The 22,660-nt window shown below is 39.9% G+C and carries 19 protein-coding genes; 17 read left to right on the top strand and 2 right to left on the bottom strand.

Annotated features, from left to right (window positions below; all coding sequences use genetic code 11):
• Positions 1 to 854: 854 nt before the first annotated feature.
• Together JQM81_RS09055 and JQM81_RS09050 are read left to right on the top strand one after the other, a co-directional pair.
• Positions 855 to 3,521, top strand: a complete 2,667-nt coding sequence (locus JQM81_RS09055; protein WP_235233186.1) for a hypothetical protein — start codon at positions 855 to 857, stop codon at positions 3,519 to 3,521.
• Positions 3,505 to 4,263: an ABC transporter ATP-binding protein gene (locus tag JQM81_RS09050; protein WP_235233185.1), complete on the top strand. Its 759-nt coding sequence runs from the start codon at positions 3,505 to 3,507 to the stop codon at positions 4,261 to 4,263. The genes JQM81_RS09055 and JQM81_RS09050 overlap by 17 nt, the downstream gene beginning before the upstream one ends.
• An 88-nt stretch (positions 4,264 to 4,351) precedes the next feature.
• On the opposite strand, the gene JQM81_RS09045 is transcribed toward JQM81_RS09050, so the two are convergent.
• Together JQM81_RS09045 and JQM81_RS09040 are read right to left on the bottom strand one after the other, a co-directional pair.
• Entirely contained in the window at positions 4,352 to 6,142 is a 1,791-nt protein-coding gene (locus JQM81_RS09045; protein ID WP_235233184.1) for an aminopeptidase P family N-terminal domain-containing protein, read from the bottom strand.
• A gap of 141 nt (positions 6,143 to 6,283) precedes the next feature.
• Positions 6,284 to 7,639 carry a peptide MFS transporter gene (locus JQM81_RS09040; RefSeq protein WP_235233183.1) on the bottom strand — a complete coding sequence of 452 codons (1,356 nt, stop codon included), beginning with the start codon at positions 7,637 to 7,639 and terminating at the stop codon, positions 6,284 to 6,286.
• Positions 7,640 to 7,978: 339 nt separating this feature from the next.
• Between JQM81_RS09040 and JQM81_RS09035 the strand changes: the two genes are divergently transcribed.
• From JQM81_RS09035 to rsxE, 15 genes are all read left to right on the top strand, one after another.
• On the top strand, positions 7,979 to 9,418 hold the full coding sequence (locus tag JQM81_RS09035; protein ID WP_235233182.1) for an acyl-CoA carboxylase subunit beta: 1,440 nt from the start codon (positions 7,979 to 7,981) through the stop codon (positions 9,416 to 9,418).
• A 14-nt stretch (positions 9,419 to 9,432) separates the two neighbouring features.
• Positions 9,433 to 10,212: an OadG family transporter subunit gene (locus tag JQM81_RS09030; protein WP_235233181.1), complete on the top strand. Its 780-nt coding sequence runs from the start codon at positions 9,433 to 9,435 to the stop codon at positions 10,210 to 10,212.
• A 22-nt stretch (positions 10,213 to 10,234) separates the two neighbouring features.
• The gene (locus tag JQM81_RS09025; protein ID WP_235233180.1) at positions 10,235 to 10,609 is read left to right on the top strand and encodes a biotin/lipoyl-containing protein; all 375 of its coding nucleotides are present in this window, start codon (positions 10,235 to 10,237) and stop codon (positions 10,607 to 10,609) included.
• 46 nt (positions 10,610 to 10,655) lie between these two features.
• A complete protein-coding gene (locus tag JQM81_RS09020; RefSeq protein ID WP_235233179.1) occupies positions 10,656 to 11,810 on the top strand; it encodes a sodium ion-translocating decarboxylase subunit beta in 1,155 nt (384 codons plus the stop codon).
• Positions 11,811 to 11,849: 39 nt separating this feature from the next.
• A complete protein-coding gene (locus JQM81_RS09015) occupies positions 11,850 to 13,265 on the top strand; it encodes an oxaloacetate decarboxylase subunit alpha (RefSeq protein WP_235233178.1) in 1,416 nt (471 codons plus the stop codon).
• A gap of 163 nt (positions 13,266 to 13,428) precedes the next feature.
• Positions 13,429 to 14,370 carry a MurR/RpiR family transcriptional regulator gene (locus tag JQM81_RS09010; protein ID WP_235233177.1) on the top strand — a complete coding sequence of 314 codons (942 nt, stop codon included), beginning with the start codon at positions 13,429 to 13,431 and terminating at the stop codon, positions 14,368 to 14,370.
• A complete protein-coding gene (locus JQM81_RS09005) occupies positions 14,363 to 15,592 on the top strand; it encodes an NAD(P)/FAD-dependent oxidoreductase (protein ID WP_235233176.1) in 1,230 nt (409 codons plus the stop codon). Before JQM81_RS09010 ends, JQM81_RS09005 begins: the two co-directional genes overlap by 8 nt.
• A gap of 16 nt (positions 15,593 to 15,608) precedes the next feature.
• Complete coding sequence (locus JQM81_RS09000) at positions 15,609 to 16,214, top strand: YcxB family protein (RefSeq protein WP_235233175.1); 606 nt, start codon at positions 15,609 to 15,611, stop codon at positions 16,212 to 16,214.
• Positions 16,215 to 16,226: 12 nt separating this feature from the next.
• Positions 16,227 to 16,883 carry a (d)CMP kinase gene (gene cmk / locus JQM81_RS08995; protein ID WP_235233174.1) on the top strand — a complete coding sequence of 219 codons (657 nt, stop codon included), beginning with the start codon at positions 16,227 to 16,229 and terminating at the stop codon, positions 16,881 to 16,883.
• 22 nt (positions 16,884 to 16,905) lie between these two features.
• Positions 16,906 to 17,763 (top strand): 4-hydroxy-3-methylbut-2-enyl diphosphate reductase, encoded by an 858-nt coding sequence (ispH, locus tag JQM81_RS08990; RefSeq protein WP_235233173.1) that lies wholly within the window; start codon positions 16,906 to 16,908, stop codon positions 17,761 to 17,763.
• Entirely contained in the window at positions 17,744 to 18,862 is a 1,119-nt protein-coding gene (gene rpsA / locus JQM81_RS08985) for a 30S ribosomal protein S1 (RefSeq protein WP_235233172.1), read from the top strand. The genes ispH and rpsA overlap by 20 nt, the downstream gene beginning before the upstream one ends.
• A 180-nt stretch (positions 18,863 to 19,042) precedes the next feature.
• On the top strand, positions 19,043 to 20,365 hold the full coding sequence (rsxC, locus tag JQM81_RS08980; RefSeq protein WP_235233171.1) for an electron transport complex subunit RsxC: 1,323 nt from the start codon (positions 19,043 to 19,045) through the stop codon (positions 20,363 to 20,365).
• Positions 20,366 to 20,415: 50 nt separating this feature from the next.
• Complete coding sequence (locus JQM81_RS08975; protein ID WP_268826547.1) at positions 20,416 to 21,345, top strand: RnfABCDGE type electron transport complex subunit D; 930 nt, start codon at positions 20,416 to 20,418, stop codon at positions 21,343 to 21,345.
• A complete protein-coding gene (locus JQM81_RS08970) occupies positions 21,345 to 21,926 on the top strand; it encodes an RnfABCDGE type electron transport complex subunit G (protein WP_235233170.1) in 582 nt (193 codons plus the stop codon). Before JQM81_RS08975 ends, JQM81_RS08970 begins: the two co-directional genes overlap by 1 nt.
• Before the next feature lie 14 nt (positions 21,927 to 21,940).
• Positions 21,941 to 22,660, top strand: a complete 720-nt coding sequence (rsxE, locus tag JQM81_RS08965; RefSeq protein ID WP_235233169.1) for an electron transport complex subunit RsxE — start codon at positions 21,941 to 21,943, stop codon at positions 22,658 to 22,660.

The following is a 22,660-nucleotide window of genomic DNA, read 5'->3' as shown; positions in this document are numbered from 1 at the left end:
AGAATCAGTTAGTTATTCTGCCAGTTTTTTGACAATATCTTTACTATGATCTTTCCCTCTGCATGACGCGCAGGAATTCTCCCAGATGAGGAAGTTGCGGACTTGGGGGATGTCAGGCGAGAAGACGGATGGAATGGTTGCCGTTCGCTGGACAAGCGCTAGAATCCGTTACTGGAAAAGAAGCAGATATTTTGTGCGAAGATTTGGCTTCAAGCCAAATCTGAGAAGGCTGCTGAGCCTCGAAATCATCAAGATTTCGGGGTGAATCAGCCTGGTCACAAAATATCTGCTCCTTTTTCAGTTATGGATTCTAAGCGAAGGACTCCGCAATGGCAACCATTCCATCCGTCCTCTCGCCGTACACACCCAATTACCAACTAACTAATCTAAATTCCCCTTAAATAAAGAAGTGATAGACTTCATCTACAGTGTATATTATAATAGATACAAAAAAGGACATGGCAAATTCGATTGGGGACGGAGGAAAATGAAAAAATCCCGTCCCCAATTTAATTTTTTGTAACAAAATGCTGAATTCCGACTAGTGAATGTAGAAGTTATATGAATCGGATGAAGCAGGAATGTTAAATTTGATATTCTAGCAAATCTGATGATTTTTATTGCAATATTCTATCGTAATGTATCCTTCTATCGCATAGGACTTTGACTTCTTTTCTGGTCAGCTTCTGAAATTATATTTTTGAGAGGCAATAAAAAAGGAAATGCGGATCCGATGGCGTGGGTAATGTCGGTTGTTTCTATTGCCTTTAAGGTTGGAATCTCGTGTGTGTGTGGAATTGTAGGTATTGCGATGTTACTTATAAGGTAATATGGGGAACAAGGAGAGGGAAAGAATGAAGAAAAGACTGTCACTTGATCGAAAGTATCTGCTTGTTACAGGAATCATAATGCAGATCATATTGCTTCTTCCGTGGATTTCGCTTGGAGGAAAAAGATATAATACATATGCATATTTATTTCGTTTGCATGCATCTGAAGATATGCGGACAGTAATGCGGGCGGATTTTGCATCAATCGGGGAAGGCTGGATGGACTGGACGGATATCCAATCCATGATGTTTGTGTTTATTGGGCAGCTGCTTCTCTTAGTCGTGCTACAGATTTTGGGGATTATAAGCATTTTACAGGTGTTCTCGAATAAGAAGAAGGGATTTGTGTCGGGCGTGTGTCTGGTGATCTGCGCTGCAAATCTTTTCAGTATAACAAGTGGCCCTACTTTTTATATGGATAGTTGGTTTGCTAAGTTGTATCTTCTTATTATGCTGATACTTCAGGGAATCAATCTCATTGGGTATCGTATGATAGATTCATGGGTGGAAGCGACCGAAGAGATGCGTCGGATTAAAGAGCATGAACGACAGGTAAAAAAAGAGCGGAAAGAACGGCTTGTATTTGAAGGGAAGTACTCCGCGTTATTTTATCAGGTTGTATGGAAGAATTTTAAGAGCAATTGGGCGACTTATCGTATCTTTGTGCTGGTAGATACTGTGTCGATTAGTTTTATTTTTGCAGGTATGGGGATGCGAGAAATGTTATCTGGGATGCAGGGAGTGGAAAATCTCCTTACCGGACAGGGACTTGGCACAATCCTCCTAAATTTTCTTGCATCGGCAATCATAATATCCATTTTCATGATAGTATCTGTTTTGATGTTTTACCTGAAAAATCATATGAGTAGCTATTCATTATTTCAGAATCTTGGAATTCGAAGCAAAACACTGTATTTGTTTATAGGAACAGAATTGGCAGTATGCATGATACTGGCATTGATTGGTGGATGCATTTTGGGAAATGTGATTCTGTTTGTATGCCGTATCGCAATTCGGAATGGATTTAACGGGGCAATTCTGCTGGAAAACATTACGGTTAAGAGTTATTTGTTGACACTATTGGTCAGTTTTCTAGTCTATCTGATATCTGCCATGGCAACTCATGATGTTTATTATGAGACGGGTGGAACTTCTGCGAGATATAAAGCTGTACAGAAAGAAAAGATGCCGGGAATTTTGAGCCCTTTATTCATGATATTTGGAGCAGGAGTCATTGTGTTTTCTGTTTATGGATTTTCTCAGAGAGAACATGCAGAAGGAATGGTGTATATTGTATTTTTCCTGATTGGGTTATATTTATTTATGCGACATTGCTGGAATATGTATTTGCGCTTGAGAAAAAAGAAGAATTCAATTTATTTGGGAAGTTTATTAAAGAAGAATTATTTTTATCATCATTTTAAGACGGCATATCGGTATTTATTTTTATTTACGATATTACATATCTGCGTGCTTTTTGTGTTTTCGCGAGAAGTAACCACATCTCTGATTGAAGAAGAACCAGAGACAATGTTCCCATATGATTATGTATGTATGGCGATTGAAGATGATATGCCTATATTTGAAGAGATAAAAAATGAGAATCAGGCGGAAGTGTTAAGTTATCCAATGGTTCGAGTCAGTAACGCAGATAATTCTACAGAAATCAACGGTGCAATGGAGTGTATACAGCCTCAGGGACAACATATCGGAATCTCAGAGTCTACCTATCGAAAATTGTGTGAGAACATAGGAGAAAAGCCAAAACAACTGAATCTTGCAGAAGATGGAAGTGAAATATATGTCATCTATCAGGAAGATAAAAGTGTGAGAGCACATCCGATTGATTATTATATGGGGACGAAGACTCCTTATCTTCATATTGGACAGCCATTGATAGCTTATGATTATGTTAAACGAGAGAAATTATTTCAGCCACGTAAAGTTATTGGAATGGAGCGAACCAGCCTTATCGGCAATTTGAGACAGGGTGAACATGAGAATATTGTTGTGTTCTCGGATGAATATTTCGCAGAAGTTGAGGATATGTGGAAAACTACGATATACTGGAATGGTGAGCAGATCAGCGAGGAAGAAGCAATAGAAGATGTGACGATCCATCACTGGCCGGATCAACTTGTTTTAATAAATGTGGCAGATGATCAGAAACAAGATGTGGAAAAGAAACTGCAGATATTTGACGATAATCATGTATTTGATAATTCTTTTGACAGTGAGGTGCAGTCATGGTACTCAAAAACTACTCTCATTGATCAGATAAAGTCCGAACGATTTATGAATATTGCAGTCAGTATGTTTATCATGATAATTATGGCAATCGTAAGTTTGATCCTTCTCTACATGAAAGTAGAGTCTGAGATGGATGAGAAGAAGAGACAACAAGAATTTCTTGAGTGCATGGGTATGCGAAAAAGAGAACGCTTACAAATCATTAAGTCAGAATTGGGGTTCTACTTTTGGGTACCCATGACAATATCGATTATTTCGATTATAGTATTTACGGCAATAACGTGGAAACTGAGATTATTTTCACAGACTGACTGTATTGCATATTCCAAAGTATTGACAATTATTTTCCTTATTTATACAGCGGTAGAATCACTAGGGATGAAGTGCCTGGAGTATTATATCATAAGAAAAGTGGAGGGCAGCCATGGAAACAATCATTAGAACTGAAAAGCTATATAGAAGTTATTCAAAAACGGGCGGCAAGAAAGAACAGCCAGATGATATCCGGGTCCTAAAAGGGATTGACCTGGAGGTAGAAAAGGGAGAATTTGTTGGAATTATGGGAAAATCCGGCTGTGGAAAGACTACGTTGATTAAAGTGTTGGGATTAATTGATGAACCAACAAAGGGAACCATATATTTTAAAGAAAAGGACATCGATAAACTATGGAAAGACGAATTAGCAGATATCCGACGCAGAGAAATCGGGTTCGTATTTCAGGATTTATATTTGATGGATAGTCTGTCCGTAAAAGAGAATATCATGCTTCCGATGATTCTAGATAAAGCAGAAGCTGAATCATGCATCGAAAGAGCTGAAAGCCTGGCAGAACAATTCGGCCTTACCCATCTTCTTGACAAAAATCCATACGAATTATCAGGTGGAGAGAAACAAAGAGCAGCAATCTGCCGGGCACTTCTAAATAATCCCGAATTAATCTTAGCCGATGAGCCTACCGGAAATCTTGACTCAAAATCCGGGAAAATCGTGGTAGATGAATTCATAAAAATCAATAAAGTTATGAAAAAGACCATCATTATGGTTACACATGACCCACAGATGGCAAGCAAATGCAAAAGAATCATATTCTTAAAAGATGGAATCGTGCTGGAAGATCTAAGACGTATTGGAAGCTGCGAAGAATTCTATCATAAAGTGTTAGAAAGAATGGCAGAATTGTAAATTGGGTACAGGGCATATGACGATTGGGTACACCACATTTTTTAATAGGGGACGTAGTAAAATTGCATTTTACTACGTCCCCTATTAATTAAATTGCTCTAGTATATTCTTTTAACCATTCTCTTTCTTCATCTGTCAGATGTGGTCCGATTTTTTCATATACTTCTTTATGGTAGTTGTTCAGCCATTCTTTTTCATCTCTACTCATTTCATCAGGGTCAATTCCGTCTAGGTCGATTGGAGCGAATGTGATAGTCTCGAAGTGCATGAACTGTCCATATTTGTTCTTATTGCCTTTTTTTACGACAAATTCATTTTCAATACGAATACCGAATTTTCCATCTTCGTAGATTCCTGGTTCATCGGTGATGACCATGCCTTCTTCTAACTGATGATGTTCATTCTTGCTTGGAACGACATACCAGCGGAAGCCAGTCGGTGCTTCGTGGATGTTACCGAGGTATCCGACGCCATGTCCGGTACCGCACTGATAGTCGAGATCAAGATCCCAGATTGGGCCTCTTGCAAGGACGTCAAGATTGTATCCGTAGCATCCGTAAAGGAATTTTGCACGGGACAGGCGCATCATGGCACGTACAACAGCAGTAAAGTATTTTTTCATCTGCTGGTCAACAGAACCAAGGATAAATGTTCTGGTGATATCGGTAGAACCTTCATAATATCCACCGCCAGTATCATTTAAGAAAAATGCGCCGGATTTAAGTTGTACGTCAGACTCTTCGCAAGGAGAGTAGTGCATCATGGCTGCGTGGTCGTCAAATGCACACAGTGGTTCGAAACTGTCGCGGATATAGCCTTCTTGTTCTGCACGAAGCTCCGTTAATTTTGCAGCAGAGCTAAGCTCTGTGATTGGTTCTTTGTCATAACGTGTTTTTACCCAATACATGAATTTGGTGATTGCAACACCATCCTTGATATGAGCATTTTTGATGTTCTTAAGTTCTACATCATTTTTCATGGCTTTCATAAGGATAGTTGGATTTGCAGCTTCTACGATTTTGCAAGGGATATTCTTGTACAAAGCGTAGTTCATTTTCATTGGGTCAATCAGTGCAACACTGTCAGTGCTGATATTCTTGATATCTTCATAAATATTATTGTAAGGATGAATATTGACGTTATTCTTCTTTAATTCTTCATGGATTCGGTCATCCAGTTTGGAGTCGTCAACATATAGTTCAACAGCATCCATGGTTACGATTGCATAGGAAAGCAGTAATGGGAAGAAATCGATATCATCTCCACGGACATTCAGAAGCCAGCATACATCATCAAGAGAAGCAATGATATGTGTATCTGCTCCGTTTTCTTCCATTTTCTTTCTCACGCGTGCAAGTTTGGAAGCTGTACTCTCGCCAGAATATTTTTCTTCCAGGAAGAATGCTGGTTTTTTAGAAAGAGATGGACGGTCTTCCCAGATTGCATCAATCAAATCTTCAGAATAATCAATCTGAATATTCTTTGCTGTTAATGCATCTTCATATTCCTGACCTTCTCCCATGGAAAGCACACGGCCATCGAAGCCTACCGTGCCGCCTTCTGGTACATTATCGCATAAATATTCTGTGATAGATGGAGTATCACCCACGAACATTTTCATCAGTCGGATGCCGCTTCCTTCCAGTTCGTTAGTTGCCTGGAAGAAGTACCTTCCATCTGTCCATAGACCACCGTCATCTTTTGTAATCACGGCTGTACCATAAGAGCCACTGAATCCGGTAATGAATTTTCTTGCCTTAAAATGTTCTCCTACATACTCGCTCTGATGGAAATCGGCAGTAGGAACAACATATGCATCAATCCCTTTTTCAGCCATCAAAGCACGAAGTTTTGCAATTCTTTCTGCTACAATTGTCATAATCAATTGCCTCCTTTATATTGTAATTTCATTATGAAATACACAGATATATTTTGGAAAATGTGATTTCCTGTAGAAAAAAAGGCTCCCGGGGAACCGGGAGCCCTTTCCTTCAAAAAGTAAATCCTTTTATGTATTGACTTATTTACCGCCAACCATTTCGTCAAATTTCTTCGTGAACGCTAACATGATAACACCGCAGGCGATGATCAGGATTGTAACGATACCGTAAGCTTTAACGAATGAGAACTGTGCAAGGAAGTTGTAAAGTGGACCATATCCTTTTCCAGCGAAGAAAATGATGAGTGGCCATACACCAAGCAATGTTCCAAGCAGTTTCTTAGGAGCATATTTGTTGATGAAAGAGTTTCCAAGTGGTGAGAAGATAACTTCACCGACAGACATAGCAACAGCTGTCAGGATGATAACCCAGATACCAACTGGATCTTTTGTTCCTTCACCGCTAAGGAATGCAGCAAGTACCATGGATGCTGTACAAAGACCAAGGATAATAATACCTACAGATGTCTTTGTGAACATTCCCCAGTCGCCCTGTGGTCTTTGTTTCATCTTAGCCCAGATTCCAGCGAATACAGGACAAAGAATAATACAAAGAAGACCATTCATAGAGTCAAACCATGCAGTAGGCATCTGGAAAGAACCGATGTTCCAGTTAGCCCATCCGGAACCGCCCTGCTCAATTGGACCAAATTCATAGTAAACTGGCATGTAAGCCATGTACCAGATTAACCAGAATACACCAGAGAACAGTGTTACGATTAAGATAGCGATAACACGATTTTTCTCAAGCTTTGTAAGAGGAGCATTGTCTTTCTCTTTGTCAGCTTTGTCAACATCTTCAGTTCTGTTGTCAACAAGGAATGGTTTCTTACCAGCATCACCTAAGAACTTCATTCCAAAGAGCCACCATGCACAGTCGATGAACATGAAGATTCCGCAAAGAAGGAACATGAAGCGATAGCTGTAGTTTGTAGCAACAAGAGTCAGGAATGTTGTTCCGCAGAATGAACCAATATTAACGAATGAATACTGGATACTGAAGATAGAGTCCAAAGTATCTGCGTCAGCTAATGGGAACAGACGTCCGTTGATACCAGATACATTTCCTTTGAAGAAACCTGTACCGATAGCAATCAGGATAATCATAACCCAAACCATACCTTTGCTCTGTGCCTGCCATGCACATAAATAACCAAGACCCATTAAAATCTCTCCGATTGGAACGAGGAGTCTTGGGCTAATCCAACGGTCAGCAATGTATCCACCGATAACTGGTGTGATATAAGTAAATGCTACCAGGTTGGAACTCATCAACGCACCCTCAGCTTTGGAAAGTCCAAGACCTCCTTCTGCTGCAGAAAGAACGATGAAGATGGCAACGCCCCATTTAGCAGCGTAGTATGCAAGTCTTTCAAGAGTGAAAGAGAAACTACATACATAGAAACCAAATGGCCATTTCTTTTTTGTTGTTTCCATTTTTAACCCTCCAATTAAAAATATAGTATTGTTTCGGTTTTTGTGTAGAAAAATGTCTACATTTAAAAACCATGATAAATATATCATAAATTAGACTAAAGTACAATAAAAAGTTAAGAAAAAGTTAATGAATAGTGCAAAATTCACAGTTGCTTTAACGTGCTGCCATGATAACTTGATATAATAAAAAAATAATTCGATAATATTTTAACAGAAAAATGCGAAAAGTATTGCATGGAGAGAAGAAAAACGATATAATACAATTGGCAAAAATTTGGTTCTACTTTACAATTAAGTATCAACCCAATTTAAATATGTAAGAAAATGGAGGACTATACTATGGGCAACATGGCAACAGAAAATGTAGCAAGTGCAAGAATTGCTTCTTTACTTGATGCAGGAAGCTTTGTTGAAATCGGTGGTGCTGTTACTGCCAGAAGCACTGATTTTAACATGCAGGAAAAAGACACTCCGGCTGATGGTGTAATTACTGGTTATGGAGTAATTGACGGAAATTTAGTATATGTATATAGCCAGGACGCAACGGTATTAAATGGAGCAATTGGTGAGATGCATGCGAAAAAGATTTCAAATATCTATGATATGGCAATGAAGATGGGTGCGCCGGTAATCGGTCTTGTAGACTGTGCTGGTTTTAGACTTCAGGAAGCGACAGATGCATTAGAGGCATTTGGTAATCTGTACTTAAAACAATCAATGGCTTCTGGTGTGATTCCACAGATTACAGCAATCTTTGGGACTTGTGGTGGTGGACTTGCTCTCGTCCCTGCTTTGACAGATTTTACCTTCATGGAAGCATCTGATGCAAAGTTATTTGTGAATTCACCAAATGCAATTCCTGGCAATGAGATTTCAAAGCTGGATACCTCTTCTGCAGAATATCAGAGTGAAAAGTCTGGTCTTGTAGATGTGGTGGGAACAGAAGCAGAAATCCTTGAAAATATTCGTGCCCTAATTTGTATGCTTCCTTGTAATAATGAGGAAAATGTTGCCTACGATGAGTGTACAGATGATCTCAACCGTGTATGTGAAGGGATTGAAAATGCAGTTGAAGATACTGCAATTGCACTGGCCAATATTTCTGATAGCAACGTGTTCTTTGAGACGAAAAAGAATTTTGCAAAGGATATGGTGACCGGATTTATTCGATTGAATGGGATGACAGTGGGTGCTGTTGCGAACCGTTCAAAAGTATACAATGAAAATGCAGAAGTTGTCGCAGAATTTGATGGCTCCTTGTCTGCTCATGGAGCAAGAAAAGCAGCGGAATTTATAACATTTTGTGATGCTTTTAATATTCCGATTCTTTCTTTGACAAACGTGTCTGGATTTAAAGCCGGAAAATGTGAAGAAAGAAATCTTGCGAGAGAAGCTGCAAAGCTTACTTATGCATTTGCCAATGCAACAGTTCCAAAAGTGAATGTTGTGATTGGAAAAGCATTTGGAAGTGCTTATGTAGCAATGAATAGTAAGTCTATCGGTGCAGATATAGTGTATGCATGGACAACTGCAGAGATTGGTATGATGGATGCAAATCTTGCAGCTAAGATTATGTATGCAAATTCTGATTCGGCTACTGTAAAAGAAAAAGCAGCAGAATACAAAGAATTGCAGTCAAGCCCGCTTTCAGCAGCAAGAAGAGGATATGTAGATACGATTATTGAACCAGCTGATACCAGAAAATATGTCATCGGTGCATTTGAGATGTTATTTACCAAGAGAGAAGAACGCCCGATGAAAAAACATGGTGCAGTTTAGAGAGGTGAGGTAAAGTGAGAAAAAAGATTAGTTTATTACTCTGTGTGCTTGCGACAATGCTCTGCTTTACCGCATGTGGAAGCGGCAATAAAACAATGGATTATGATGAAGCTACCATTGAACAGACGACAGAATTTCTGTTGAGTTATTGTGCGAGTACCGATGAAGCAACGCTCGAACAGTGGAAGTCCATGACAGATTTTAATGTTGAGCTACAGTTGACTGAGGCTGGGATCCCTGTTACGCAGGAAAGTTTCCTTGGAGCATTGGAGGCGTGGCAAGCGGCTACTAAAGAGTGTGGTGAATATATAGGTCATGGTGATTATACATTTGAGGCATCTACAGATGAACTTAAAGTTACAACAGCAGTTGAGTTCTCAGACCGTGAAGCAACGATTACATTTGTATTTGATGAAGATTCTTATCTGGACAGCATGACAGTTGATGCAGAATATTCAACAGGAGAAATATTGGAAAAAGCAGGATTAAATACGATACTTGGAATGGGAACGGTATTTATAGTACTGATTTTTATTTCATTCCTGATTTCCTTATTTAAATATATTCCTGCGATTGAGAAAAAATTCAAAAAGCAGCCTGTACAGGAAGTTAAGACAGAGAAAGCTCCTGTTCAGAATCTTTCTGCAGTTGAGACTCCGGTCGCAGATGATCTGGAATTGATCGCAGTCATTTCTGCAGCAATTGCTGCCGCCAGAGAGGCAGAAGGATGCAGCAAAGATGGATTTGTTGTAAGAAGTATTAGACGTCGTCCGTCAAATAAATGGAATGCATAACTACCCAAAGGAGGAATTTAAAATGAAAAATTATACAATTACAGTAAACGGAAATGTATATGATGTAACAGTAGAAGAAAAAGGTGCAGGTGTGGCATCGGCTGCGCCAGTAGCAGCACCAAAGGCCGCACCTGCTGCAGCACCAGCAGCACCAAAGACTGCTGCACCGGCTGCAGGAGCAGGTTCTGTTGAAGTAAAAGCCGGAGCTGCAGGAAAAGTGTTCAAGATTGAAGCAAATGTTGGACAGAGTGTAAAAAGAGGCGATGCGGTTGTAATTATTGAAGCAATGAAGATGGAAATTCCAGTTGTGGCACCAGAAGATGGAACAGTGGCAAGTATTGATGTGGCAGTTGGTGATGCTGTAGAATCAGGAGCTGTTCTTGCTACATTAAACTAGAGACATAATCTGATTATGTTTATTTAACACGACTGGAGGTTAAAAAATGGAATATATAACAACAACATTAGGAAACCTCGTGCATCAGACAGCATTTTTCAGTCTCACATGGGGCAATTTGATCATGATTGCAGTTGCATGTTTTTTCCTATATTTAGCAATCAGACATGGGTTTGAACCTCTGCTCCTGGTACCAATTGCGTTCGGTATGCTTCTTGTAAATATCTATCCAGATATTATGTTGCATGCAGATGAGGCAGCCAATGGAACCGGAGGATTACTTTACTACTTCTATGTTTTGGATGAGTGGTCAATTCTTCCGTCTCTGATATTCCTCGGGGTAGGTGCGATGACAGATTTTGGGCCATTGATTGCTAATCCAAAGAGTTTCCTGCTGGGAGCAGCAGCGCAGTTTGGAATTTTTGCAGCATATCTTGGTGCAATGGCAATGGGATTCTCTGATAAAGCAGCGGCAGCAATCTCTATTATTGGTGGTGCAGATGGACCGACTTCTATCTTTCTTGCCGGTAAATTACAGCAGACGGCATTAATGGGGCCGATTGCGGTGGCGGCATATTCTTACATGTCACTGGTTCCGATCATTCAGCCGCCAATTATGAAGTTATTGACAACTGAAAAAGAGCGAAAGATTAAGATGGAACAGCTTCGCCCAGTTTCTAAATTGGAAAGAATTCTTTTCCCGATTATTGTTACTGTTGTAGTGTGTACGATTCTTCCGACGACAGCACCGCTGGTTGGTATGCTGATGCTTGGTAACCTGTTCCGTGAATCGGGAGTTGTAAGACAGCTGACTGAGACTGCCTCTAATGCATTGATGTATATTGTAGTAATCTTGCTTGGTACTTCTGTAGGTGCAACAACGAGTGCAGAAGCATTCCTGAATATGGACACCATTAAAATTGTTGTTCTGGGACTTGTAGCATTTATGTTTGGTACAGCAGCCGGAGTATTGTTTGGTAAATTGATGTGCTATGCAACGCATGGAAAAGTAAATCCTTTGATTGGCTCTGCCGGTGTATCTGCAGTTCCAATGGCGGCCAGAGTATCACAGAAGGTAGGTGCAGAAGCGGATCCTACAAACTTCCTTCTGATGCATGCGATGGGACCGAACGTAGCGGGTGTAATCGGTACTGCAGTTGCAGCCGGAACATTTATGGCAATTTTCGGCGTAGGTGTATAATGATCTAAAAATTGTTGATAGATTATAGGAGGATATAAAATGGCAGAAATTGAGAAAAAACCAATTAAAATAACAGAAACCATTCTGCGTGATGCACATCAGTCTCTGATTGCTACCCGTATGACAACAGAACAGATGCTTCCGATTATTGAGAAGATGGATAAAGTAGGATATCATTCAGTGGAATGTTGGGGAGGTGCTACATTCGACGCATCCCTTCGTTTCCTGAAAGAAGATCCGTGGGACAGACTTCGCAAATTCCGCGATGGATTTAAGAATACAAAATTACAGATGTTATTCCGTGGACAGAACATCTTAGGATATCGTCCGTATGCAGATGATGTGGTAGAATATTTTGTTCAGAAATCTGTAGCTAATGGTATTGATATCATTCGTATTTTTGATTGCTTAAATGATCTGCGCAATCTGCAGACTGCAGTAACTGCAGCTAATAAGGAAAAGGCAGAGGCTCAGGTGGCTCTTTCTTATACTTTGGGTGATGCTTATACATTAGAGTATTGGGTTGATATTGCAAAGAGAATTCAGGACATGGGCGCGGATTCTATCTGTATTAAGGATATGGCAGGTCTCTTGAAACCATACCAGGCAACAGAACTGATTGGCGCGTTAAAAGAAGCTGTAGATCTTCCGATCCAGCTTCATACGCACTATACATCAGGTGTTGCATCTATGACTTATTTGAAAGCTGTAGAGGCTGGAGTGGATGTCATTGATACAGCAATGTCACCATTTGCACTTGGAACTTCTCAGCCGGCAACAGAAGTTATGGTTGAGACTTTCAAAGGTACACCATATGATACTGGATTTGACCAGAACTTATTGGCTGAGATTGCTGATTACTTCCGTCCGATTCGTGACGAAGCATTGGAAAGTGGTCTGTTGAATCCAAAGAACATGGGTGTTAATATTAAGACTCTGTTATATCAGGTACCAGGTGGCATGTTGTCAAATCTTACTTCTCAATTGAAGGAGCAGGGTGCAGAAGATAAATTCTATGATGTACTGGAGGAAGTTCCGAAGGTACGTAAAGATTTGGGAGAACCACCTCTTGTAACTCCTTCTTCCCAGATCGTAGGTACACAGGCTGTGTTTAACGTGCTGATGGGTGAGAGATATAAGATGGCAACTAAAGAGACAAAAGATATCTTAAGTGGTAAGTATGGTGCAACTGTAAAACCATTTAACGAAGATGTGAAGAAAAAAGTATTGGGTGAAAATGCTGAGACGATTACCTGCCGTCCGGCAGATTTGATTCCTGATGAATTGGATACATTGCGCAAAGAGTGTGAGCAGTGGATTCAACAGGATGAGGATGTTCTGTCTTATGCGTTGTTCCCGCAAGTAGCTGTTGACTTCTTTAAATACAGAGAAGCACAGCAGACAAAAGTGGATCCAACAGTAGCTGATACGGAAAATGGAAGTTATCCGGTTTAATTCAGAGATATAGAATGACAGAAAGCATGATAAGAACAAGGTGTGCAGATTTTTGCACACCTTGTTTTGGTGAAGAAGAGTAGAATCTTCAGATGTCCTCTTGAATCTTAAGAGGTTTGGCTATATAATGGAAACAATGTTGAAATGGAAAGAGAAATGTCACATGCAAAGTAAAAATGAGTTGTTAAAGAAAATAGAAGACGGTTATCCGAAATTCAGTAAAGGTCAAAAAAAGCTGGCAGATTTTATTCGTGAAGATTATGACAAAGCCGCTTTTTTGACGGCTGCGAAGATGGGAGAAGAAGTCGGAGTCAGTGAATCTACAGTCGTTCGTTTTGCAACAGCGCTTGGATATGACGGTTATCCGGGATTTCAAAAAGCACTTGGGGAGTTGGTACGGACGAAATTGAATTCCATCCAACGTATGGAAGTGACTTATGGACGTATCAGCCAGGGAGAGATTCTGACCTCTGTATTACAATCCGATATTGAGAAGATAAAACTGACAATGGAAGCAATTGACCATGAGGCATTTGAATTGGCTGTGGATACGATATTGAATGCCAGAAAGATCTATGTGGTTGGCATTAGAAGCTGCGCTCCTTTAGCCAGTTTTTTGTGCTTTTATCTGAATCTTGTCTGTGATGATGTAGTGGCTGTGAATACAAATAGTTCCAGTGAGATTTTTGAACAGTTACTCCGCATTAATGAGGAAGATGTCATTATTGGAATTAGTTTTCCGCGATATTCTATGCGTACACTGAAAGCATTGGAGTATGCAAGTAATCGAAAGGCGAAAGTAATTACTTTGACAGATAGCGTACATTCTCCTATGAATTTATATTCTTCATGTAATTTAATTGCAAGAAGTGATATGGCTTCAATAGTAGATTCATTGGTTGCACCTTTAAGTGTAGTTAATGCGTTGGTGGTTGCTTTGTGTATGAAGAAGCAGAAAGAGGTTATTTCCACTCTGGAGACATTAGAACGGATTTGGGATGAATATCAGGTGTATAGTAAAGATGAATTGAATATGGTAGGCGATAAGGTGGAATTATCGGGAAGTGTCGAAAATGAAAACGCAAAGGATATGAAAGATGAGTAAAGTGTTGATAATTGGCGGGGGCGCGGCAGGAATGTTCGCATCCATTATTGCAGCGAGAAATGGGCATGAAGTCCTGGTGTTTGAAAGTAATGAAAAACTAGGGAAAAAGCTATTCATCACAGGAAAAGGAAGGTGTAACTTGACCAACGCATGTGATATGGATGTGTTATTTGATTCTGTGGTTTCAAATCCAAAGTTTTTATATAGTAGTTTTTATGGGTTTACGAATCAGGATGCCATTGCGTTTTTTGAAGAACTTGGACTTCGGACGAAGATAGAGCGTGGGGGCAGGGTGTTCCCGATATCTGACCATTCTTCTGATGTGATTCGTGTTCTTTCCGATGAGATGCATCGCCTTGGAGTTGAAATATCTCTTCGGACAAGAGTGAAAAAGGTCGTATCAGAGGAAGGAGTATTTCATCATATTATATTAGAGGATGGCACGATAGTTGCTGGAGATGCTTGTATGATTGCAACGGGTGGTTTGTCCTATCAAAGTACAGGGGCTACTGGAGATGGATTTCGATTTGCGGAGGATCTGGGACACCATGTTACAGAGTGTATGCCATCACTTGTTCCAATAGAGACAAAAGAATCGTGGGTAAAAGAGCTGCAGGGATTATCCCTGAAAAATGTAAACATAACTATTTGTGATGGTAAAAAGATCTTGTATGATGAATTTGGCGAAATGTTGTTTACCCATTATGGTGTCAGTGGTCCCCTAATTTTAACTGCCAGCAGTTATGTGGGAAAGAGGTTAAAAACAAAAGAATTACGTCTTTCAATCGATTTGAAGCCCGCACTTTCGGCTGAACAGTTGGATCATCGGATATTGAAAGAATTTGAAGAAAATCAGAATCGTCAATTTAAAAATGCGGTTGGAGGATTATTTCCTTCCAAATTAATCCCGGTTATGATAAAATTGAGCAATATTCCGCCAGAGAAGAAAGTGAATATCATTTCTAGAGAAGAAAGAAGGTTCTTTGCAGAGTTGATTAAGAATCTTTCAATTACGCTGACTGGACTTCGTGATTATAATGAAGCGATTATCACAAAGGGTGGTGTCAGAATAAAAGAAATTGATCCGAGCACCATGGAATCCAGAATGATAAAAAACCTTTATTTTATTGGCGAAGTCTTAGATCTGGATGCTGTAACGGGGGGATTTAATCTTCAGATTGCGTGGTCTACTGCGTATGCGGCAGGAAATAGTATTATATAGAGTGAAGGAGAAGAATATGAAAGGAAAATATCAATTTAGATATATAGAAACAGAAGAAGTATTGACAGATTTTTTGAAAGTCCATGGAATGACTAAGATTTCAAAAAATTATAAAATCGTGGTTTTTACGGGAGGAGTATTCGTATTATTGTTCATGCTTGTATACAGTAATGTATTACATGGTACGGCGGGCAGCATTGCCTTTTTCGCGTTAAAATATCTTGTGTGTTGGGCGCTGGCTTTTGTTATAGCAGAAGTTCTGGCAAGGACTTTCGGGAAAAAGATGGAGATGCTTGCGTCAACCGGAGACGGGCAGACAATGTATGAAGAAAGAATGAAAAAATGGAAAGAACCTTTTAATGTAAAACTGGAATTCGGTAAAGATTCTTGGACGAGTTTTGTACATGGTAATAAACAGACGCTTTATTATAAAAATGTAGAGCGAATTATCGAAAGTGAAAAGATTATAGCAATGATTGTTTATGTAGAAACTGGCGGAAAGAAATTCTTTGGTTTTCCAAAGGATGGGATTCAGGATGCTGATATTGAAGAATTTAAACAATTTTTAATACAGAAATGTACTGGAGTTAAAAAAGGAATCGAAAAAGTAAATATTGAATAAAGGAGAAATATCATGGGATATAATGTGGCAATTGATGGTCCAGCAGGTGCAGGAAAGAGTACGATTGCAAAATTAGTGGCAAAAGAAAAGGGATTTATCTATGTTGATACCGGTGCCATGTATAGAGGTCTGGCGATTCATTTCCTGAATCAGGGAATTCAGGCGGATGAGACGGAAAAAGTGATTAAGGCATGCCAGGATGCTGAAGTAACCATTCGCTACGAAAATGGTATCCAGCAGGTTTATCTGAATGGAGCAAATATTACTTCCAGATTGAGGGATGAGGAAGTAGGAAATATGGCATCTATGACATCGGCAATCCCAGAAGTAAGAGCCAAGTTATTGGAGCTTCAGCAGAATCTTGCACGTACACAAAATGTGATCATGGATGGCAGGGATATCGGAACGTGTGTATTGCCGAATGCTGACGTGAAGATATTTTTAACTGCAAGTGTTGAGACGAGAGCCAAGCGTCGCTATGAAGAGCTGATGGCAAAGGGAGTCCCTTGTAATTTGGAAGAAATTGAATCGGACATTCGAGAAAGAGATTATCGTGACATGACAAGAGAGATTGCTCCGCTGAAACAGGCTGAGGATGCAGTAAAGGTAGATAGTTCTTATATGACAATTCCTGAAGTTGTGGATAAAATTGTCGAATTGTGCAGGTGATGTGGATTAAGGAGAGAAAAGAATGGAGATAGAGTTGGCAAGAACAGCGGGATTCTGTTTTGGTGTAAAGAGAGCTGTTGACACTGTATATGAACAGGTAGAACAGCACCGGGAAGATAAAATCTATACCTATGGTCCGATTATCCATAATGAAGAAGTGACAAAAGATCTAGCCAAAAAAGGAGTTGAAGTGATTGACTCTGAAAAAGAATTAGATGCAGTGGATAAAGGCGTTATTATTATTCGTTCTCATGGAGTAGCCAGAGACATATATAAAAAAATACAGGAAAAAGGCCTGACTTGTGTAGACGCTACCTGTCCTTTTGTAAAGAAGATACACAGAATCGTTGAGGAAGAAAGCAAAAAAGGGGCATTTATTGTCATTATTGGTAACAGCGAACATCCGGAGGTAGAAGGAATCAAAGGGTGGGCAGGAAAACAAGTAATTGTTGTACAGACAGCAGAAGATGCCAGACAGTTTCAGTTGAAAGATGCTGAACAGAGGGTCTGCGTCGTTTCTCAGACGACATTTAATTACAATAAATTCAAAGATTTAGTTGAAATAATCTCAAAAAAGGGGTATGATATAATTGTTTTAAATACGATTTGCAATGCAACAAAGGAACGTCAGGAGGAGGCTTGTGAAATTGCAAAGAGAGTAGATGCTATGGTGGTTATCGGCGACAAACGTAGTTCAAATACTCAGAAGTTATTTGAAATATGTAAGAATGAATGTTTGAATACGTACTATATACAGACACTTGACGATTTGGATATGAATCAATTAAGGTCCGTGGAAACAGTAGGTATTACAGCAGGGGCATCCACGCCCAATAATATAATTGAGGAGGTTCAAAATAATGTCAGAATTAACTTTTGAACAAATGTTGGAAGAGTCATTCAAAACAATAAGAAATGGAGAGGTCGTAGATGGTACTGTCATCGATGTAAAGCCCGATGAAATCATCTTGAATATAGGTTACAAGGCAGACGGTATCATTACAAGAAGCGAGTACACAAACGAAGCAAATGCAGATTTAACGACTATGGTATCCGTTGGTGATGCAATGACTGCAAAAGTCCTGAAAGTTAATGATGGAGAAGGTCAGGTGCTTTTGACCTATAAGAGACTTGCAGCAGAAAAAGGAAATGAAAGATTGAGAGAGGCTTATGAGAATCATGAGGTGTTAAAGGCTCCTGTTGCTCAGATTCTTGGCGGTGGATTAAGTGTTGTGATTGATGAAGCAAGAGTGTTTATCCCTGCAAGCCTTGTGTCAGATACTTATGAAAAAGATTTGAGTAAGTATCAGGATCAGGAGATTGAATTTGTAATCAGTGAGTTTAATCCTAGAAGAAATCGCGTAATTGGAGACAGAAGACAGTTACTTGTTGCTGAACGTGCAGAAAAGCAAAAAGAATTATTTGCTAAGATCCAGGCTGGAGACAGAATGGAAGGAACTGTTAAAAATGTGACAGATTTCGGCGCGTTTATTGATCTTGGTGGAGTTGATGGACTTCTTCATATTTCTGAAATGTCTTGGGGACGTGTTGAGAATCCAAAGAAGGTATTCAAAGTTGGTGAGACATTAGAAGTAATGATTAAAGAAATCAATGATACAAAGATTGCCTTGAGTTTGAAATTCCCGGAGACTAATCCATGGGTGAATGCAGCAGAAAAATATGCAGTTGGTACTGTGATTGAAGGAAGAGTTGCTAGAATGACTGATTTTGGTGCATTTGTTGAACTTGCACCTGGAGTAGATGCATTGCTTCATGTTTCTCAGATTTCAAGAAATCATGTGGACAAGCCGTCAGATGTATTGTCTGTAGGTCAGGAAATTACGGCTAAGATTGTCGACCTTAATGAGGATGAGAAAAAAATCAGTTTAAGTATGAAAGCTTTAGAGCCGGCAGCAAATGAACAGACTGAGGCAGAAAGCGTGGATGAAAGTGCTGAAGAGGAAACTAGCGAAGAATAATTTGCATGTTGAATATTGTTGGGATTGTAGAGATAGAGACCGCTAGGTCTCTATCTTTTATATGTTAAAATTTCGACAAGATGTTTGCGGAAATATACAATGAAATCCCTGGATTTACTGGATTATTAGGGAGTTTTCATGTATAGTATATAAAGAGTAAAAAGGAAGGAAGGAAAAAGGATGGCATTGTTAACATTTAAGGGTGGTATTCATCCGGATGACGGCAAGAGCCTGGCAAAAGATAAGGCGATTGTCGAAGTAAAACCCAAAGGGGATTTGGTATATCCAGTTTCTCAGCATATTGGCGCTCCGGCCAATCCGATAGTGGCTGTAGGGGATCGTGTTTTAAAGGGTCAGATGATAGCAGAAGCCGGGGGGTTTGTGTCTGCGCCTATCTATGCATCGGTTTCCGGAACAGTTAAGGCGATTGCCCCACATTTAAATCCAACAGGGGGTATGGTAAACAGTATCGTTATTGAAAATGACGGTGAATATGAGGAAGTGCAATATCCAGAAGTGAAACCTTTGGATGAGATGACAAAAGAAGAAATCCTCAATACAATCGGTAATGCTGGTGTTGTAGGTATGGGTGGTGCAGGATTCCCAACGAGAGTCAAACTGTCACCGAAAGAACCAGAAAAGATTGATTACATTATTGCTAACTGTGCAGAGTGTGAACCATATATCACCGCTGACTACAGATCAATCATGGAGACGCCGGAAAAATTAGTCGGCGGTATGAAAATTGTATTAAAGCTTTTTGATAATGCAAAAGGTGTTTTTGGAGTAGAAGATAATAAACCGGATTGTATTGAAAAGTTAAAAGAACTGACAAAGGATGAACCACGTATGGAAGTACTTGCGTTAAAGACCAAGTATCCACAGGGTGGTGAGCGTCAATTGATTTATGCAACAACTGGAAGAGCAATTAATTCGGCAATGCTTCCGGCAGATGCAGGATGTGTTGTAGATAACGTGGCAACATTGATCAGTATTTATCAGGCAGTGGCAGAAGGAAAACCATCTATGGAACGAGTTGTTACTGTGAGTGGAAATGCAGTAAATGAACCAGGTAACTTCAGAGTACCATTTGGAACAAATCAGGCTGAACTTGTAGAGGCTGCTGGTGGATTCAAAAGTGAACCGGAAAAATTAATCTCCGGTGGTCCGATGATGGGATTCTCTATGTTTACACTGGATGTGCCGGTCACTAAGACTTCTTCGTCTATTCTTGGCTTTACAAAAGATGAAGTGGCTCAATATGAACCATCTGCATGTATCAATTGTGGACGTTGTGTAGATGCCTGTCCAAGTAGATTGATTCCGTCAAGACTTGCAGATTATGCAGAACATCATGACGAAGAGACGTTTACAAAACATGAAGGTCTGGAATGTATGGAATGTGGTTCTTGTAGTTTTGTATGTCCTGCAAAGCGCCCATTAAAGCAGGCAATTGGTTCAATGAGAAAGATTGCGATGGCAAACCGCAAAAAGAAAAAATAGTCAAATAGAAGAGGAAGAGGTGAACAAACGTGAGTGAGAACAAATTAAAAATGTCATCTTCACCACACATTCGTTCCAAAGACACCACAAGCAGTATTATGATGTGGGTAACGATTGCACTGTTGCCGGCTTCAGCCTTTGGTGTATGGAACTTTGGATTGTCAGCGCTTATTATGCTGATCAGTACAACTGCAGCATCTGTTCTGACAGAGTACATATATGAAAAATTAATGCACAAGAAAATTACAATCGGCGATTGGAGTGCCGTTGTTACAGGTCTTTTACTTGGCCTGAATATGCCGGCTTCAGCTCCATGGTGGATGGGTGTTATCGGTGGTATCTTTGCCATTCTGATTGTAAAACAGTTATTTGGTGGTCTGGGACAGAACTTTATGAACCCGGCACTCGGAGCAAGATGTTTCCTGTTAATTTCTTTCACAAGCCAGATGACTACATTTGTATATGATGGAGTATCTGGTCCTACACCTTTGGCACAGCTGAAAGCTGGAGAGGCTGTAAATTCTATGGATATGCTGATCGGTACTATCCCAGGAACTATTGGTGAAACATCTGTAATTGCGATTATTATTGGTGCAATTATTTTGATTTTGAAAGGGATTATTGATCTTAGAATCCCAGGAACTTATATTGTATCTTTTATAATTTTTATTGGTATCTTCGGACCGTTTGCAAATCCGAATGTTGGATTCTTTGATCCTCAATATATTACTGCACATCTGTGCGGCGGTGGTCTGATGCTTGGTGCATGGTTCATGGCTACCGATTATGTAACATCTCCAATTACGAAGAAGGGCCAGTATGTATATGGAATTCTGTTAGGTGTACTGACTGGATTGTTCCGTCTTTTCGGCGGTTCAGCAGAAGGAGTATCTTATGCAATCATCATCAGTAACCTTATTGTTCCATTGATCGAGAGGGTTACTCTTCCAAAACCATTTGGTAAAGGAGGAGAAAAATAATGAATAAGATTCTGAAAAATACATTGATTCTTACAATGATCACTTTGATCGCAGGTCTTGCACTCGGTGTGGTCTATGAGATTACAAAAGACCCGATTGCTCAGGTGCAGGAAAAGTCCAAAAAAGAAGCATGGCAGGCAGTATTCCCGGAAGCTGATCTGAATGATTTTGAGGAGACCGAAGTAGATCAGAAGGCTGCAGATCAGGCAATCGCCGATATGGGCGTGAATGCAACGATTGATGAAGTTTGTACAGTAGGTGATCAGGGATATGTTATTACAACTACAGATAAAGACGGATTTGGCGGAAGTATTCAGATTACAGTAGGTATAACAACTGATGGTACTGTAAACGGTGTGTCTATTTTATCTATTAGTGAAACAGCAGGTCTTGGTATGAAAGCAACAGAGCCTGCATTCTATGGCCAGTATGAAGGAAAACAGGCTGAGAAGTTTGTTGTGTCAAAAGACGGCGGAGATGGTGAACCTATCGATGCATTAAGTGGTGCAACTATTACTTCAAGAGCAGTGACCGGAGCTGTCAATGCTGCTCTTGGTTATTATCAGAATGCATTTCAATAGGAGGTAGTTAAAAGATGAATAAATGTACGGAACGATTATATAACGGTCTGATCAAAGAAAATCCTACCTTCGTTTTGATGTTAGGTATGTGTCCGACCCTGGCGGTAACAACATCCGCTATTAACGGTGTAGGTATGGGCCTTTCTACAACGGTCGTACTTGTACTGTCAAATATGTTGATTTCCATGCTGCGTAAGATTATTCCGGATTCTGTCAGAATGCCGGCATTCATCGTAGTCGTAGCATCTTTCGTAACAATTGTACAATTTTTGCTGGAAGGTTTTGTTCCAAGTTTGTATGATTCACTTGGAATTTATATTCCGCTGATCGTAGTTAACTGTATCATTCTTGGACGTGCAGAAAGTTATGCTTCTAAGAATCCTGTAATCCCATCTATTTTTGACGGCATTGGTATGGGACTTGGTTTTACATTTGGACTTACTTGTATTGGTATTGTTCGTGAGCTGATCGGTACAGGTGCAGTCTTTGGAGCACAGATTTTGCCGTTGGCTGATGCAGCTGCCGGTAAAGGTGGTTATGTTCCTGTAACTATCTTTATTCTTCCTCCAGGAGCATTCCTTGTTCTGGCATTCCTTGTTGCTGCTATGAACAAGATTAAGAAGAATGCTGCAAAGAAGGGCAAGAAGATTGCAGATGCTCAGGGATGTGGTACAGATTGTGCATCCTGTGGCGGATGTAACGGTAAGGTGTTCCCAACAGGAAACGAAGAGTAG

Source organism: Faecalicatena contorta, from assembly GCF_021531895.1.
In the GTDB taxonomy this organism is placed as follows: Bacteria; Bacillota; Clostridia; order Lachnospirales; family Lachnospiraceae; genus JAFBIX01.
This window is presented reverse-complemented; position numbering and strand designations above follow the sequence as displayed.